Here is a 15,233-nt window from a genome sequence, read left to right on the forward strand (position 1 = left end):
AGATCAGCTCCTAAAAAATGGGTTTGTGGTAAACACCATTTTAAAGGAAGCTGATCTTTTTTGTCCGAACAGCGTTCGGATTAATTTTACAATCTACCTCAAATTAAAAGTTTTTCCAAAAAGTATCAGCGGTTGTATAACTGTCTACTTTCTCTCGTGATGATGTTATTGCTATACTTATTTTATGATTTGTTAGCCACCCTTTTTCACTGGCCTAGTGTCTCGCCTACCTTTATTTTAATCATGTTAGTCGTTACACTCATCATTCTAGTCGTTCAACGTTATCAGCAATTACGGAGGTCGCAACGATTATGAAACGCTGTTTGCTAATACTACTATGTCTGTCGGGTTTGAGCGGCGTGATTGTCTCTCCAGCAACGCCAGTCCATGCAGATGCAATGCCAGTATCTAAGCTGGCCCTTGATGCTAAAACCGGTCATGTATACCAGGAAGAAAATGCGTCAACCGTTCGCCCAATTGCGTCCATTTCTAAACTTTTTACGGTTTATTTTGCCTTGCAAAAGATCCACCAAGGAAAACTTAAGCTAACGGATACAGTTACAGCACCAGAAAATATTGCCAGCCTATCTCAAGATTCAAGACTCGCCAATGTGCCGCTCCAGGCTGGCAAAAAGTATTCGGTTCGCGACTTGTTATACACATCACTCATTCATTCAGCCAATAGCTCCGTATTATTACTTGCTCAAAAGATGTTTGGGAGCCAAGAAAAAGCCGTTAAGCAAATAAACCATCAGGCACACGTGTGGCATCTGAAACATTACCAACTTGTTAACGTGACTGGTCTAAACAATGACTTGATTGGCGATTTACGCGTCAATGGCACACCTGAAGACGCGGAAAATAAGATGAGTGCCAAAGACGTTGCTACAGTCGCTAGACAGACCTTAAGTCACTACGGTGATCAGTTATTGAGTATTGCAAGTGAACCACGGGTAAATTTCAATCTCTTAGGCTCATTTCCAACTGAAAATCGAATGTTGCCGACGCAGCCGGACCACTTTGACGACACACCTGTTGATGGATTAAAAACCGGATCTTCAGAAGGTGCAGGCAATTGTTTTGTTGGCACAGCCAAAAAGCATCACCATCGAGTAATCACCGTTGTTTTGGGCGCCGATTATGCCAACAAGGATCAGGTCTTTCAAATTACTCATCAATTGTTTACGACATCATTCCAAAAGATCGTCCAGTAACTTTTTAGTATCAATTGGCACATACAATTAAAACACGTCCGCTTTTCAATCCTTGGCTGCAAGCATTGAAAAACGGACGTGTTTTTTAAGATCACTTTTACTGAAAAATAGCGATTTGGCAATGCCAATTAGTTGATTAGGACTTTAATAATCTGATTATATCCATTGCTACTAATACAGCAACTTCCAAAGAAGCAACGCTTAACAAATTCTGAATCGCAGTAATAAACGTTTTACCTTTATCTTGAACCGCGAGAAAGGCCTTCGTATTTCGAATCACAACTGGAATCAAACCGAACACAACGATCATTAACCACGGTAACCAGCCAAGCAAGATTCCAATAAGTACAAAGACAAATGCCATTCCAGGCACGAACGGATAAAGTTTTACGGCCCGTTGTTTTCCCAAATAATAAGGTAACGTAAAACGTTGGTTTTTCATATCTTGTTGCAGGTCACAAATGTTGTCGGCATACATAACCCCACCGTCTAAAATCACAATTGGCAAAGCAATCACGAACAATGTCAGAATCACGGCCAGATTGGCAGTAATGACAAAGTGCCAGCCATCAAAATACATCGCGATCGGCAATTGCTTTGGCATGTTAACGTAAGCTGCAATAAAGATTGTACCGAAACCTTCACATAAACCACTTAATAGTTCTCCTAATGGCATTCGTGATAATGGCACTGGCCCAGCCGTGTATGTGATTGCAATCAAAATGGCTAACCCACCGATAAAGAGCAACACTAAGTTTGTCCGGATTATCAGCAGGATCCCCATGCTACATGCAATGATTAAAAACACCATCATTAGCGCCATCATGTGATGTGGGTTCAAATGTTCCCGGCCTAAAATGTTATCCCGACCACGGTAAGCCAAATCTTTGGCTTTGTAATAATCCTGAACATTGTTAAAACCCGTCACGAAAAACGCAATACTCATTTGTACAATAAAATAAATCAGCGTGTTCAGCCAGTTAAATTGACCATAGGCGTAATATGCGTACGATGTCCCTAATAAAAACGGCAGCAAACTGGCTGTTTTGGCTGGCAAACGAATAAGCTCCAAAAACAGTGGCCACGTTAACGGTTTATAATCTGTTTTCATTTATTGCACCACCATTTCCAAAATCAAGCCCAATAGTAATGATCCATTGACCCAAAGGAGATTACTGATTGCTGGCCGTAACTCATTTTGAAGCAAACCTTTATGTGCTGATGTCGTTGTATCATCAGCAGTCGATGTTGTTTTTCCCTCAACCATTTGTTTAAAATGACGGTCGTTGAGTACCACGGCTGGAACTGCTATCAGCATGACCGCTAACCACCAAGATAGCATTCCTGTCGCCATGCCGATGATAATACCGAGAAACCCAATAACGAGGAAACTGCGGTAAATAATTAAACTCCACCGCTGCCCCAAATACTCAGGCAAGGTATGTTTATCTTCATCAATCGTCTGATCACGTAACCCAACAATGTTTTCTGCAAACATTAAATTAGCCGTCGTCGCCATTAACGGTAAGCAAAGCAACACAACAGCAATTAACGACCACAAATTGCCCATAACAAGCATCCCCGGCCAGTGCAGAATAATACCAATCAGTTTCTGTGATGGCACATTTACATAGACAGCCGTGAACGGTAGCAATAATCCCAATGAACCACCCACGAATACTTCGCCCAGTGGTAAACGGGACAATGGCACGGGACCAATCGTGTAAAAGATGGCGATGCCCAACCCAACTATTCCTAACAGTAAAAGCATTAAGTTAGTTCGCCAAGCTAGCCAGATACCAAGACAGGTGGCCACTGTCAACATCACCACGAGCACGAGTTGAACCAATAACAGTGGTAGCCGACGTTTGCCAATAACTGTTTGCGACTGTTCGCTCACTGATCCTTGTGACTTGTTGTAGGCCACTAAATTACTGATACCAGTAGTCGCCATCGCCAGCGTCAATGTCACGAAAAACAAAATAATTGTATTCGCCCAATTTATGTCGTATCCCAAATTGACGGCAAAAAGAACACCCACTAGAAACGGCAAAATACTGGCGAGCTTTGTTCGCAACGCCACCAATTCGCCGAAAGATGATAATCCCATAGCTTCCCCCTAAACTTCGTCCCGTTGCAAAACCAGAACGACCTTTCATTCCATCTCAATCTTTTGCAACGGTCACAACGATTCTCTTCTATAATATCGGAAACTCGGTTTCTTTACCAATAACGGTAAAAACGTTTTCAGTAAGAGCTTTACCTTTTTTAGAGACAATTGTGGCTGACTGTCTGTTCTCGGATAACTTTTGAAAGTCCCTCGACATCTCCGAAATTAAGCACTTTAAATCTAGATTGTGAAAAACATTACGTAAGTTGCGATTTTTCATATTTGCGCAAAAAAATGCAACAAATAATCAATCCTAATTATTCCTGCTTTATCAAAAGTGGAAGCGATTTCGTTAATTAACAAGATTGCGTACAACAAAGAACATTTTTTTGTGAATATCTTCCTGAAGAGCTAGACAATCGACGAATGTAAACGCTATAATTATTTCATAGTTAATGGTAGATTGTAAAATTAATCCGAACGCTGTTCGGACAAAAAAGATCAGCTTCCTTTAAAATGGTGTTTACCACAAACCCATTTTTTAGGAGCTGAAACCAACGCCCCCTTAAAGTACTTAACTGGCAAACACCTTACCAAGTGATGCTGACTAATTTGTCAAAAAATTCGGATCAAATTTGCAATCTACCTAATGCACTTATTTATAACTTTTATATTATCTCAGAGGAGTTGTTGGAAATGGCCCAAAAGAATATTGTTGTCGTCGGTGCCGGCTTCGCTGGCGTTTACGCCACCAAGCATCTGGCCAAGCATTTCAAAAAAGATTCCAACGTTAAGATCACGCTGATCGATAAGCACTCATACTTCACCTATATGACGGAGTTACATGAAATTGCCGCCAACCGGGTGGATGCTACCGCTATTCAGTACGATTTACAGCGTTTGTTCTGCCGTCGTAAGAACGTTAAGTTAGTGACGGATACGGTTAAGTCAATTAACCGAACCGATAAAAAAGTTGTTACGGAACACGGTTCGTTTGATTACGACTATGTCATCTTAGGCATTGGGTCACAGCCAAACGACTTCGGTACACCTGGCGTTAAGGAACATGGGTTCACCCTTGGTTCTTGGGAACAAGCCGTAGCCCTTAAAGAGCACATTGAAAAATCTGTTCGTGCTGGTGCTATCGAAACCGATCCAGACAAACGTAAAGCATTACTGTCGTTTGTTGTCGTTGGTTCCGGGTTCACTGGTACTGAAACGATTGGTGAAATGCGTGACTGGCGTGACCAATTGGCCAAGGATAACAAACTTGATCCAACTGAAATCAAGTTTACCCTGATGGAAATGGCGCCAACCATCATGAACATGTTGGACCGCCGCGATGCCGATAAAGCAGAACGTTACATGACCAAACGAGGTATCAAGATCATGAAGAACACCGGTGTTGTCGGTGTCCATGAAGATCACGTTGACCTCAAAGATGGCTCAACCTTCCCAACTTGCACGTTAATTTGGACTGCCGGTGTTAAAGCAACGGATCAAGCCGCCAACTTCGGTTTGGAGCAAGGACGTGCCGGCCGAATCAAGGTTAATAAGTACACTCAATCAGAAGATCCAAACATCTTCGTTGTTGGTGACGTGTCCTTACTTGATGAAGACGGTTCCGGTAAAGGTCAGCCACAAATTGTCCAAGGTGCTGAAGAAACAGCTCAAGCTGCTGTTTCCAACATCATTAACACAGAGGATGGCAAACCATTAGTCGAATTCAAGCCAAACTATTCAGGGTTCATGGTTTCCCTAGGTTCTCAATATGGGGTTGCCAACTTGATGGGTAAGATTCACCTATCTAACTTCTGGGCCATTTTAATGAAGCATTTGGTTAATATCCTCTACTTCATTCAAGTTTACTCAGCCTACTACCTCTTCCAGTACTGTATGCACGAGTTCTTCCGGACCCGTCATAACCGCAACCTCTTCCGTGGTCACATTTCGCGTCAAGGTAACGTACTGTGGACTGTTCCTGCACGGATTTTCTTAGGCATGATGTGGTTGGTTGATATTTGGCCAAAGATTCAGGGCAAAGGCTCATGGTTCTTGCCTAAGTTGCGGTTACCATTCGCATGGTTAAAGCCTGCGACAACTAGTGGTGCTAGTGCTGCTGGATCCGGTGGTGGCGGTGCTGCGGCTACCAGTGCAGCTAGCGGTGCAAGTGGTGCGGCAAGTACCACAGCTACTGCAAATCCAACAATGTTCTCTCTCTCCTATGATTACGGTCATGATCCACAGATGGTCTTCTCAAAGATGCCACACTGGTTCCAGGCTGTAACTCAAGTATTTGTTCCAAACCAACAAACTGCCTTCTTCATGCAAAAATTTATGACCATTATTGAAATCTTTATTGGGGTTTGTTTGGTTCTCGGTTTGTTCACTTGGGTGATGTCAGCTGCTTCAGCAGCCATGGTTGTTGTCTTCAGTCTTAGCGGCATGTTCTACTGGGTTAACCTGTGGATCTTCTTCGTCGCAATTGCCTGCATGAACGGTTCCGGTCGTGCATTTGGCCTCGACAAGTGGGTAGTGCCTTACCTACAACGGGTCTTCGGCAAGTGGCGATATGGAACTCCGAAAGCCTTGTATGGCAGCGATGTCATGAAGTAATCATTCATAGCTTATATTGTCAGTGGTAGAGTTCTAGGGTAGACTTGCCCTAGGGCTCTTTTTTGAAAAGTAAGCGTGATCAAGTCCGACTTGAGAGCGCGTTATGAAAAATATGTCCCTACTTTTTAGTCCCACTAACCCAGTTTTCGGTTTGATGCTACTGATTAATTGATATGCCTCAAAGTAGTGGATTCGGTCAGAGATAGAGTTCCGTGATAGCACCACTAGGTAGCGTTCTTTGCTACTCAGTGGTGCTGGACGAGCTTTGAGACCGGGGTTGGGGCTCAAAGTCGAGGTGCGAGACCGCTTTTCAGGGCTCAAACCGGTCCCATGGAACGGCATCTCTGACCGAAGTAACGGCAGGCGTCCAACTACTATAGGTAAATATGTAACAGTTTCTATAATGAAAGAAAGTGTGATTACGTGAAGCTTTCTCCCACAGTCAAACGGTATTTGAAAATGATCCGCCCATTTGACATCATCATCGTGACCCTACTGATTATCGGATCCTTCATCCCCCTGATGGTCTTCACCACTAGCCAACATCATCAAGCAGCCGCTCAAACAACGGCCAAAAGTCACGAAGTGTATACCGCTGTGGTTTCCCACAATGGTCACGTACTTAAACGGATTCGGCTAACTGGGCATCAAGGTAAAACACGTTATCATTTCACCATGGGTCACGGTGCCTATAACGACACGTTGGTTACTGATAATCGTATTCAAATCAGTGATGCCAACTGTCCCGATCAAATTTGTGTTCACCACTCAGCCATCAGCAAACCTGGTCAAACCATCGTTTGTCTACCGCACAAAGTGTTGGTAGAAGTGAAGAGTTCAAATGGTGCCACACACAGCAACTCTACGGGAGGACTTGTTAAACCATGAATGTTCAGTCATCAAGAACACGACAGTACATCTACATTGCCCTCTTGTGCGCTCAGGGCGTAATTATCGGTTTACTTGAACGAATGATCCCGTTTCCGTTTGCATTCGCACCAGGCGCAAAATTAGGCCTTTCAAACATTATTACCCTGGTTTCATTATTCACAATGCCTGTTGGCGACAGCTTTTTACTCATGAGTATGCGTTTGTTGCTGACAACATTGCTTGGTGGTACCGTGGCCACCTTTATGTATAGTGCAGCTGGTGCCCTCCTATCTTGGCTGGGCATGCTGTTAATCAAGCAGCTCGGTGAGAAACGGGTCAGCATGATTGGCATTTCGGCCAGTGGCGGAATTTTATTTAATGTCGGTCAACTAGCCGTTGCCAGTTTGGTCGCACAAAGCTGGACCGTCATGCTCTACCTACCAATTCTAGCGGTTATCGGTATTCTTGCCGGAATTGCGATTGGTATTACCGCAAACTTTTTATTTGAACATGTCGACACATTGAGTCGACTTCGGTACAACCATCAACACTCACTAGAGAGGAACCAATCATGAAAATTCACCCAATGTGGCGTGAGTACCCGGCTCTCCAAACGGAACTTGAACAGGTGCTAACTTTAATTGATCAGAACATTACCACCAATAACGTCCCGGTAAGAGACGCTATTTTAGACATGATTAACGCCGGCGGTAAAATGTTACGTCCGGCGTACTGCCTCTTGTTTTCACAATTTAAGCAAACGGATCGTCACAAGATAATTGCATTGGCCGCTGCTGTCGAAACCTTACACACTGCAACGCTAATTCACGACGATATTATTGATGAATCTGACATGCGTCGTGGACTACCGTCTATTCAAGCAACGTTTGGTAAAGATACCGCCGTCTATGCGGGTGACTACCTTTTTACCGTCTGCTTCAAACTGTTGGCCGGTTATGCCAGTGATCTGCGCAGCGTGCAACAGGATGGCAAACACATGGAAGCCATTTTAAACGGTGAGTTAGCACAAATGTCCACGCGGTATAACATGGCTATCACCATCGACCAATACCTAAACCAAGTTTCCGGCAAGACAGGTCAATTATTCGCGCTCAGTACTTTTCTCGGTGCGTATGAATCTGGCAACAGCCTACGCTTTTCCCGCAATGCTCAAACGATTGGTCTCAACATTGGAGTTGCTTTCCAGTTGTTGGATGACATCCTCGATTACACAGCCAGCAGCAGTCAGTTTGGCAAACCTGTCCAGGAAGACATGCGCCAAGGTGTTTACTCAGCACCCCTGATTCTCGCCTTACGTGAAGCGCCCGATGCCTTTGCACCATACCTTAGCAAACGGCTAAAAATGACGGACGATGACGCTAAAGCAGTTGATCAACTCGTTCGTGACCACGGTGGTGTTGTTAAGGCACAAGAGCTAGCCAAAGATTACACCGACACTGCATTAACCGCTATTGAGAAATTGCCGGACATGCCCGTTCGCGCCATCTTGTCACAGCTCACCAGTTCATTGTTAAATCGTCAATCCTAGCAGAATTGTTACTTTCCGATGAAGGGAGGCGCACGATACATGAGTAACGCCCTTCTGTTAGGTCGCTTTATTCCCGGAACCAGCATCATTCATCGACTAGATCCGCGAGTCAAACTGTTAACAACATTATACCTCATCTTAATCATTTTTCTAGCTGACAACTGGCAAACGAATTTGTTGCTATACAGTTTTGTTCTGATTGGTGTGTTGTGCGCCCGACTCAGCCTGCGCTTCTTTTTCAGGGGTCTACGACCAATGTTTTGGCTCATTATCTTTACAGTTGCCATGCAGCTATTGTTCACTCATGGCGGCACTGTTTATTGGCAATGGGGCTGGCTGATCATTTCACAAACTGGACTTCAAAATGGGCTTTACGTGTTCCTTCGTTTCGTCTTTATTGTGTTTGTCTCAACACTGCTGACGCTGACCACTGCCCCATTAGCATTGGCAGATGCCGTAGCATCATTGTTGCGCCCCTTGCGCTGGTTTCATTTTCCAGTAGACGAAGTGGCACTCATGCTTGCTTTGGCACTCAGGTTTGTCCCTAATCTCATGGATGAAACCAGTCAATTAATGGCCGCGCAACGTTCACGCGGCGTCGAATTTGGCGAGGGCAATGTCTTTCAACAAATGCAAGCTCTCATCCCCCTGTTAATTCCTCAATTGGTGACTAGTTTTCGTCGAGCGGACGAGTTAGGCACCGCGATGGAAGCCCGTGGTTACTCTGGAACAGCCAACCGAACTAAGTTTCGAATTCAGCAATTTCATGAGCGCGATGGTGCGTTTGTCCTTATTCTGCTGATCTTGACTGGACTATTAATCTTAATGCGATAAAAAATGGATTTAACACAACGACAAATTGTGTTAAATCCATTTTTAAATCTTTATTTCCTACCTGTGACTTTCTTCAGCCATTCATATAATCGATATTGGAACGGCTTGACTGGTTTGGTGAACGCGCCCAGCATCTCCTGTGTCACACCAGTAAATGACTGTTTGAACCCAAGCACACCATCGGATCCGTCAAACATGCCAGACACACCGTAGAAATTATATAACGGTACATGGTTTTCAATTGCAACATGAATCATATGATTCTGGACCATGTAAGGGGCGTAGAAGTTCTTAAATTCTTCATTCGTGAAACTGAACATGTAGGCAATTTCCTGTGGCTGGATAAAGAACATCCCCCCAGATAAAATGGTCGACTGACCATCCTCACGTTTAAAGCCTTCAGCCTCTTTAATCCGCTTTTCATGCTGGCTGATTTGGTCACTCAGTTCACGCCGCTGACTCTTGATATGCTTGTTATTTGGCTTATCCTTTAACTTAGCATCCAAGCCGTCAACCCGTTCTTGTAACTTGTCGGCCTGTTTTTGCTGATTAGCAATATACGTGTCGAAATTCAGTTCAGCAACGATAAACTGAACTTTGTCGCCATATGCTTTGTAGGTCGCCTGATAATAATCCAACGTTTTATCGTTAAAGTTCAGCCGTTTCGCTGTGGCCTCGGTATATTGTTTAAATTGTGGCAGCTCATCATAATCCAACTGACGCAATTTAATGCCAAATTGTTTCGTTTTCTTCAACGCATACTGGGCATCTTTCTGATAACTGGCCACCACATTATCCGCCGTGATTCCAGTCATCTTTTTAACAAACTGATAACCCAGTTCGATCGTGGAATAACCAGGTTTGACGGCTGTGTGACTAAAGCCCGCCGCCGTTAAGTTTGCAATGGCATCTTGATTAGGTGTAGCAATGACCTTGCCATCATCATCAAATTCACGACTGATCACGTTTGGCAACCAGCGCAATACCAAACCATGATGTTGCTTGGCATAATTAACCATCCCGTCTGTCATTACTTTAACCAGCTCTGCGTTGCCATAATCCATCATCGGTCCGCCGTTGACTTCAAACAAATAACCCATCCGTAATTTTTCGGACGTCAATAAGGCCGCCGCGACCACCTGCCCGTGTTCGTTGGTTACCCCAACATATGTCGCGTCAATGTTACGCCGACTCAGCACTTCTTTTTGCTCTGGTGTTTGCGTGTAACTGCCTTGTGGATGCTGTTGCTCAAAAGCGTAATAAGTATCTTTATCGAGTTCTTTAAAATTCATGATTGTGATAATAATTGCCCCACTTCAACTAGATTTCTGTAAGTATTATAGCATTGCCATGTGCTTCACATACACTAACAATGCGTTTTTTACCACTCTTAGTGCAATCATTAAGTTGTTACTGCATTATAGTAAACAAGCTTTACCTCTCTTACAACTTGCATGATAATATTAATAGAGTTCTTGTCTTACACATTCATCGTTTTAGCAATCGTGTATTGTTACAAACGAAAGGGGTAAATTTCATGATTAAAAAGCGCATTTCATTAATTGGCTTTGCACTGCTTAGCACAATCACATTGGCCGCCTGCAGCAATAATAGCCAATCTACCAAGGCTTCCAGTAGCAGCCATGTAAAAACAGAGCAAAAAAAATCCAGTGACACAGAAAACAGCTCATCTTCCAGCAGTTCTGCATCGGCTTCATCTAACGCAAGTTCTGTAGAAGAAAGTAGCTCAAGTTTATCTAGTGAGGCCAGTTCTTCAATTGAAGCAGACCAATCAACTGCTTCAGTTTCTCAATCACAAGCCACAACTAGCAGTAATGCAACATCAAGTGCTAACTCCTCAACAGCAGCTAGTGCTAGTCAATCTAACGCCACAACTGCAAATGATCCTTGGCGCGGATACTCAGAAGCATATGTACGTCAGGCTTTAATCAGTGTCGGCGCTAATGCCAATGCCGTAAATCAAATTCCTTCCGGTACACTAGCACAGGCGTTTGACAAAACCATGTCTAATCCTTACGGGACCGATCCTGGTTACCTGTGGCGCCAGCTATATCAACAGTACCCCGCATTAGGAAACCCAGCAAATTAAAGTTCAGAACACAAAGGCGTCTCAAATTTGAGACGCCTTTGTGTTACACTATTTTATTCAGCGGACTAATTTAATTAGCCCAACAACCCGTTGAAAACGACAATTGCGAAAGCAAATGCCACTAATGAAATAAACATTCCAATTGTTGTGCTAATATTTTCACCTGTTAATGAAGTAATAATATTACTACCCTCATTGTAAAACCATTTTGAACCAAACGTACATAGGTGTAGACTAATGACGTCAATTGAATGTATTAAAAAAGGGAAAGACATGTCAGATACTAAAACTGCGGCAAATTTTGTCAAAAACAAGAAATTGATTGAAACACTGCGTTTATCGAAATTTACAACGTCTATTCAGCATCCTGAATTAGAATACTTCTGGTATGACATGAAATTAGCTGATCAATTTTTGGGCTTCTTAAAACAACAAGACATCTACATTTCATCATCTGGATTATTCATTGATAGTTCAAACTGTTTATATTTCATGTGGGATGTGCAATCTTACACATTACAGTCTGCACGTTCCCTCGCTCTACAGCAAATCGCAAAGCTCTAATTTAAACATTCATTCTCTTAAATCTTCAAAGTGTATATTTAAAGAGGTTCCATGACTGAAAAAAAGGTCGTGGAACCTCTTTGAATTATGAGACCAGTAAAGTCCCAGGGGGAGTCGCTGTGCAATGTCAAAACATCTACACCAATTCCAGTATTTAGACACTTAATCATCCGATAATTGTTCCAATGCCTTGATTATCAAAATGCCATAGTTTTCCATCAATCCACTTATTTTGATTATCTAATCTGACGCCGCCGTCGCCAAAGTAATATGTGTGTCCCCAGTTGTAATAGAAGCGATTTGTATATCTTACACCACCATCACCGAAATAGTAGGTATGGCCCCAGTTACTGTAAAATTGATCCGTATATCGAGCTCCATCGGGGCCAAAGTAGTACGTATTCCCCCAATTATTATAAAATTGATCTTTGTACTCTTTGCCATCTGGACCGAAATAATACATTTTCCCGTTTTGAGAGAAAAAGTGATCCTTCAATTGCGTACCAATACCAAGATTATCGAAGCTCCAAAGATTATCACCAATTATTTCAGTCGTACTAGTGGCTCTTACGCCGCCGTCCCCAAAATAATATGTGTGCCCCCAATTATAATAAAACTGATCAGTATACCTGATACCGTCAGGACCAAAGTAATATGTGTTGCCCCAATTATTATAAAATTGGTCTTTATATTCCTTTCCATCTGGTCCAAAGTAATACATTTTCCCATTTGGATCGTAAAAATGATCCTTCAATTGCGTACCAATACCAAGGTTATCAAAGCTCCAAAGATTATCACCAATTATTTCAGTCGTACTAGTGGCTCTTACACCGCCGTCCCCAAAATAATATGTGTGTCCCCAATTATAGTAGAATTGATCAGTATACCTAATACCGTTAGAATCAAAATAATATAAATTGCCCCAATTGCTATAAAATTGGTTCTTGGACATAGTTCCATCAGGATTAAAATAATACATGTGATTATCCTGCCACAAAAAATGATCTACAAACTTTTGACCATTTTCAAAATAACTTTGCGATCCATCAGCATTTGTGTGCAACCCATTATATGGATTACCATTTTGATCGGTGTATCTAATCTCATTACTAATGACACCACTGATTCTGGCAGCCATTAAATTATATCCATCCTGGGTTGGATGGATTATCTTATCACCTAAGAGAGTGCTTCTGTTTCCATCATTTACGATGGGATTATCGCGCCAATCTAAAACTGTAACTTGAACGCTTTCATAAGTGGATTTAAGTGCGTTGTCTAAATCGTTTTGGCTAAAACCAGCCGGTCCTTTTTCATCTAAATTCTGCGTTCTCGCCCATGCTTGCATAGGTAAAATGCCAAAAATTCGAATTGCTAGATTAGCGTCCCTAATTCGTAAAATTTGGTTTTTTAACGTACTTTCAATCTGATTTAAGTTAGCAAAGCCGTTTGAACTATTAGCATCGTCAAAGTCATTGACTCCCAATGAGATTACAATATCCGAATAATCTTTAGGATTAATTCCACTTATTTCATCAGATAATGTCGTTTGTCCACTGCCAATATCGGTTATTCGTGCGGAATTCACACCCCTATTATCAACGGGAACATGTAGGTCGTTTCCAACGAGATTAGGCCAGGGATTTTGAGCACGCGTAGATCCGTTAAAACCATATGTAATGGAATCACCAAATGTTGCAATGCGCGTAATCGTTTTATCAGGAATTGGAGTATTGGCATTTTCCGTAAAAGAAGCGCTTACACTCAAGTTAAAAAATACACACAGAGAAAACAGAAAACTTAATGTAATTTCAACGGATACAGTAAAAAATTTATTAAACTTCATAGTTCTCCTATCTTTCACTAATGAGAAACACATGTCACAACTTAATCTAATGATATCATTTATATTTATGAAAAAAAGAATATGTCAATGCTCATGCGGCCATTTTGTTTCTATTACAATCGACTTATGTCTATCTTTCGCATATTATAACTTGAATTATATTATTAACATATCTCATATGTTGTGGAAACGCCTACCTCTAGGAAAATATCCAATGGCTTGGAGAAACGTTCGGGCGAAGCACAAGAACTTTGATGTTATTAACGGAAAACCACCGTATCCGATAGTTTCAAAGACATAAAAAAAGACCCCTTCAAAGGAGTCATATATGCCGCCGGTGGGGGTCGAACCCACACTCCCGGTAAAGGGAACTGGATTTTGAGTCCAGCGCGTCTGCCAATTCCGCCACAGCGGCAAGCTATGAAATTCTGTTACACGCCCTTCGACGTGAAAGGTGGTAACCGGATTTGAACCGGTGATGAAGGTTTTGCAGACCTCTGCCTTACCACTTGGCTATACCACCATAATGGAGCAAATCCAAAGTTGGGATAGCTGGATTCGAACCAGCGCATGACGGAGTCAAAGTCCGTTGCCTTACCACTTGGCTATATCCCAATAAAAAGGGCGGTATGTGAGAATCGAACTCACGCGTGCTGGATCCACAAACCAGTGTGTTAACCACTTCACCAATACCGCCATAATATTTAAATAAGCAGGGATAGCAGGAATCGAACCCGCACCGGCGGTTTTGGAGACCGACGTTCTACCGTTAAACTATATCCCTATAATGGCGGAAGTTGGATTCGAACCAACGAACCTTTCGGGGCGGTTTTACAGACCGCTGCGTTTAGCCACTTCGCTATTCCGCCATACTCTGAAATGGCGCGGGACGGAATCGAACCGCCGACACATGGAGCTTCAATCCATTGCTCTACCGACTGAGCTACCGAGCCATACCAAATTTGGTATTTAAAAATTTACAATAAACAACGGTCCCAACGAGACTCGAACTCGTGATCTCCTGCGTGACAGGCAGGCGTCCTAACCAACTGGACCATGGGACCATCATTAAATGGAAGATACAGGGCTCGAACCTGTGACCCTCTGCTTGTAAGGCAGACGCTCTCCCAACTGAGCTAATCTTCCAAAATATTAAATTGACCCCTACGGGATTCGAACCCATGTTACCGCCGTGAAAGGGCGGTGTCTTAAACCACTTGACCAAGGGGTCATATAAAACGGAGAGTAAGGGATTCGAACCCTTGAAGCAGGTTGTTACCCGCTTACATCATTTCCAGTGATGCTCCTTCGGCCAACTCGGACAACTCTCCATTTTTAATTTTAAACTCCGGCAGGCGGGCTCGAACCGTCGACAACCTGATTAACAGTCAGGTGCTCTACCAACTGAGCTATGCCGGAATAATATGCATGGCGACGACCTACCCTCGCAGGGAGCGATCCCCCAACTACTCTTGGCGCGACGAAGCTTAACTTCCGTGTTCGGCATGGGAACGGGTGTA

Annotated in this window: 12 protein-coding genes, 12 tRNA genes and 1 rRNA gene; 8 read left to right on the forward strand and 17 right to left on the reverse strand. The window is 42.9% G+C overall.

Going from position 1 to position 15,233, the window contains the following annotated elements:
- The first annotated feature begins 311 nt into the window (after positions 1 to 311).
- Positions 312 to 1,214, forward strand: coding sequence for a D-alanyl-D-alanine carboxypeptidase family protein (locus GB993_RS05375; RefSeq protein ID WP_161003365.1), 903 nt, complete (start codon positions 312 to 314; stop codon positions 1,212 to 1,214).
- A 136-nt stretch (positions 1,215 to 1,350) separates the two neighbouring features.
- Here the strand turns inward: GB993_RS05375 and GB993_RS05380 are convergent, their stop codons facing one another.
- Together GB993_RS05380 and GB993_RS05385 are read right to left on the reverse strand one after the other, a co-directional pair.
- The gene (locus GB993_RS05380; protein WP_161003366.1) at positions 1,351 to 2,325 is read right to left on the reverse strand and encodes a prenyltransferase; all 975 of its coding nucleotides are present in this window, start codon (positions 2,323 to 2,325) and stop codon (positions 1,351 to 1,353) included.
- On the reverse strand, positions 2,326 to 3,324 hold the full coding sequence (locus GB993_RS05385) for a UbiA family prenyltransferase (protein WP_161003367.1): 999 nt from the start codon (positions 3,322 to 3,324) through the stop codon (positions 2,326 to 2,328).
- 696 nt (positions 3,325 to 4,020) lie between these two features.
- Between GB993_RS05385 and GB993_RS05390 the strand changes: the two genes are divergently transcribed.
- The 5 genes from GB993_RS05390 to GB993_RS05410 all read left to right on the forward strand — a co-directional run bounded on the left by GB993_RS05390 (position 4,021) and on the right by GB993_RS05410 (position 9,193).
- Positions 4,021 to 5,940: an NAD(P)/FAD-dependent oxidoreductase gene (locus tag GB993_RS05390; protein WP_161003368.1), complete on the forward strand. Its 1,920-nt coding sequence runs from the start codon at positions 4,021 to 4,023 to the stop codon at positions 5,938 to 5,940.
- Positions 5,941 to 6,363: 423 nt separating this feature from the next.
- Positions 6,364 to 6,828 (forward strand): NusG domain II-containing protein, encoded by a 465-nt coding sequence (locus tag GB993_RS05395; RefSeq protein ID WP_017261605.1) that lies wholly within the window; start codon positions 6,364 to 6,366, stop codon positions 6,826 to 6,828.
- Entirely contained in the window at positions 6,825 to 7,385 is a 561-nt protein-coding gene (locus GB993_RS05400; RefSeq protein WP_161003369.1) for a Gx transporter family protein, read from the forward strand. The genes GB993_RS05395 and GB993_RS05400 overlap by 4 nt, the downstream gene beginning before the upstream one ends.
- Complete coding sequence (locus tag GB993_RS05405) at positions 7,382 to 8,359, forward strand: polyprenyl synthetase family protein (RefSeq protein WP_161003370.1); 978 nt, start codon at positions 7,382 to 7,384, stop codon at positions 8,357 to 8,359. The genes GB993_RS05400 and GB993_RS05405 overlap by 4 nt, the downstream gene beginning before the upstream one ends.
- Before the next feature lie 39 nt (positions 8,360 to 8,398).
- Positions 8,399 to 9,193, forward strand: coding sequence for an energy-coupling factor transporter transmembrane component T family protein (locus tag GB993_RS05410; RefSeq protein WP_161003371.1), 795 nt, complete (start codon positions 8,399 to 8,401; stop codon positions 9,191 to 9,193).
- A 50-nt stretch (positions 9,194 to 9,243) separates the two neighbouring features.
- On the opposite strand, the gene GB993_RS05415 is transcribed toward GB993_RS05410, so the two are convergent.
- Positions 9,244 to 10,485, reverse strand: coding sequence for an aminoacyltransferase (locus GB993_RS05415; RefSeq protein ID WP_161003372.1), 1,242 nt, complete (start codon positions 10,483 to 10,485; stop codon positions 9,244 to 9,246).
- A 245-nt stretch (positions 10,486 to 10,730) separates the two neighbouring features.
- Here GB993_RS05415 and GB993_RS05420 point away from each other — a divergent pair, with 245 nt between their 5' ends.
- Both GB993_RS05420 and GB993_RS05425 read left to right on the forward strand, forming a co-directional pair.
- Positions 10,731 to 11,303 (forward strand): hypothetical protein, encoded by a 573-nt coding sequence (locus tag GB993_RS05420; RefSeq protein WP_161003373.1) that lies wholly within the window; start codon positions 10,731 to 10,733, stop codon positions 11,301 to 11,303.
- Positions 11,304 to 11,576: 273 nt separating this feature from the next.
- On the forward strand, positions 11,577 to 11,867 hold the full coding sequence (locus GB993_RS05425; protein ID WP_161003374.1) for a hypothetical protein: 291 nt from the start codon (positions 11,577 to 11,579) through the stop codon (positions 11,865 to 11,867).
- Between the two features lie 166 nt (positions 11,868 to 12,033).
- Here the strand turns inward: GB993_RS05425 and GB993_RS05430 are convergent, their stop codons facing one another.
- From GB993_RS05430 to rrf, 14 genes are all read right to left on the reverse strand, one after another.
- Positions 12,034 to 13,713 (reverse strand): SGNH/GDSL hydrolase family protein, encoded by a 1,680-nt coding sequence (locus tag GB993_RS05430; protein WP_161003375.1) that lies wholly within the window; start codon positions 13,711 to 13,713, stop codon positions 12,034 to 12,036.
- A gap of 329 nt (positions 13,714 to 14,042) precedes the next feature.
- A tRNA-Leu gene (locus GB993_RS05435) sits at positions 14,043 to 14,128 on the reverse strand.
- A 37-nt stretch (positions 14,129 to 14,165) separates the two neighbouring features.
- Positions 14,166 to 14,236: transfer RNA gene (locus tag GB993_RS05440), tRNA-Cys, on the reverse strand.
- Between the two features lie 20 nt (positions 14,237 to 14,256).
- Positions 14,257 to 14,328 (reverse strand) — tRNA-Gln (locus GB993_RS05445).
- Positions 14,329 to 14,336: 8 nt separating this feature from the next.
- Positions 14,337 to 14,409 (reverse strand) — tRNA-His (locus tag GB993_RS05450).
- Between the two features lie 17 nt (positions 14,410 to 14,426).
- Positions 14,427 to 14,497: transfer RNA gene (locus GB993_RS05455), tRNA-Trp, on the reverse strand.
- Between the two features lie 4 nt (positions 14,498 to 14,501).
- A tRNA-Tyr gene (locus tag GB993_RS05460) sits at positions 14,502 to 14,582 on the reverse strand.
- Between the two features lie 11 nt (positions 14,583 to 14,593).
- Positions 14,594 to 14,666, reverse strand: a tRNA-Phe gene (locus tag GB993_RS05465).
- Between the two features lie 37 nt (positions 14,667 to 14,703).
- Positions 14,704 to 14,777: transfer RNA gene (locus GB993_RS05470), tRNA-Asp, on the reverse strand.
- A 9-nt stretch (positions 14,778 to 14,786) separates the two neighbouring features.
- Positions 14,787 to 14,859: transfer RNA gene (locus GB993_RS05475), tRNA-Val, on the reverse strand.
- A 12-nt stretch (positions 14,860 to 14,871) separates the two neighbouring features.
- Positions 14,872 to 14,944, reverse strand: a tRNA-Glu gene (locus GB993_RS05480).
- Positions 14,945 to 14,952: 8 nt separating this feature from the next.
- A tRNA-Ser gene (locus tag GB993_RS05485) sits at positions 14,953 to 15,044 on the reverse strand.
- A 15-nt stretch (positions 15,045 to 15,059) separates the two neighbouring features.
- Positions 15,060 to 15,132: transfer RNA gene (locus tag GB993_RS05490), tRNA-Asn, on the reverse strand.
- Between the two features lie 7 nt (positions 15,133 to 15,139).
- Positions 15,140 to 15,233: ribosomal RNA gene (rrf, locus tag GB993_RS05495) — 5S ribosomal RNA — on the reverse strand; the annotation flags it as partial.

The organism is Furfurilactobacillus milii, from assembly GCF_009864005.1.
Taxonomy (GTDB): Bacteria; Bacillota; Bacilli; order Lactobacillales; family Lactobacillaceae; genus Furfurilactobacillus; species Furfurilactobacillus rossiae_B.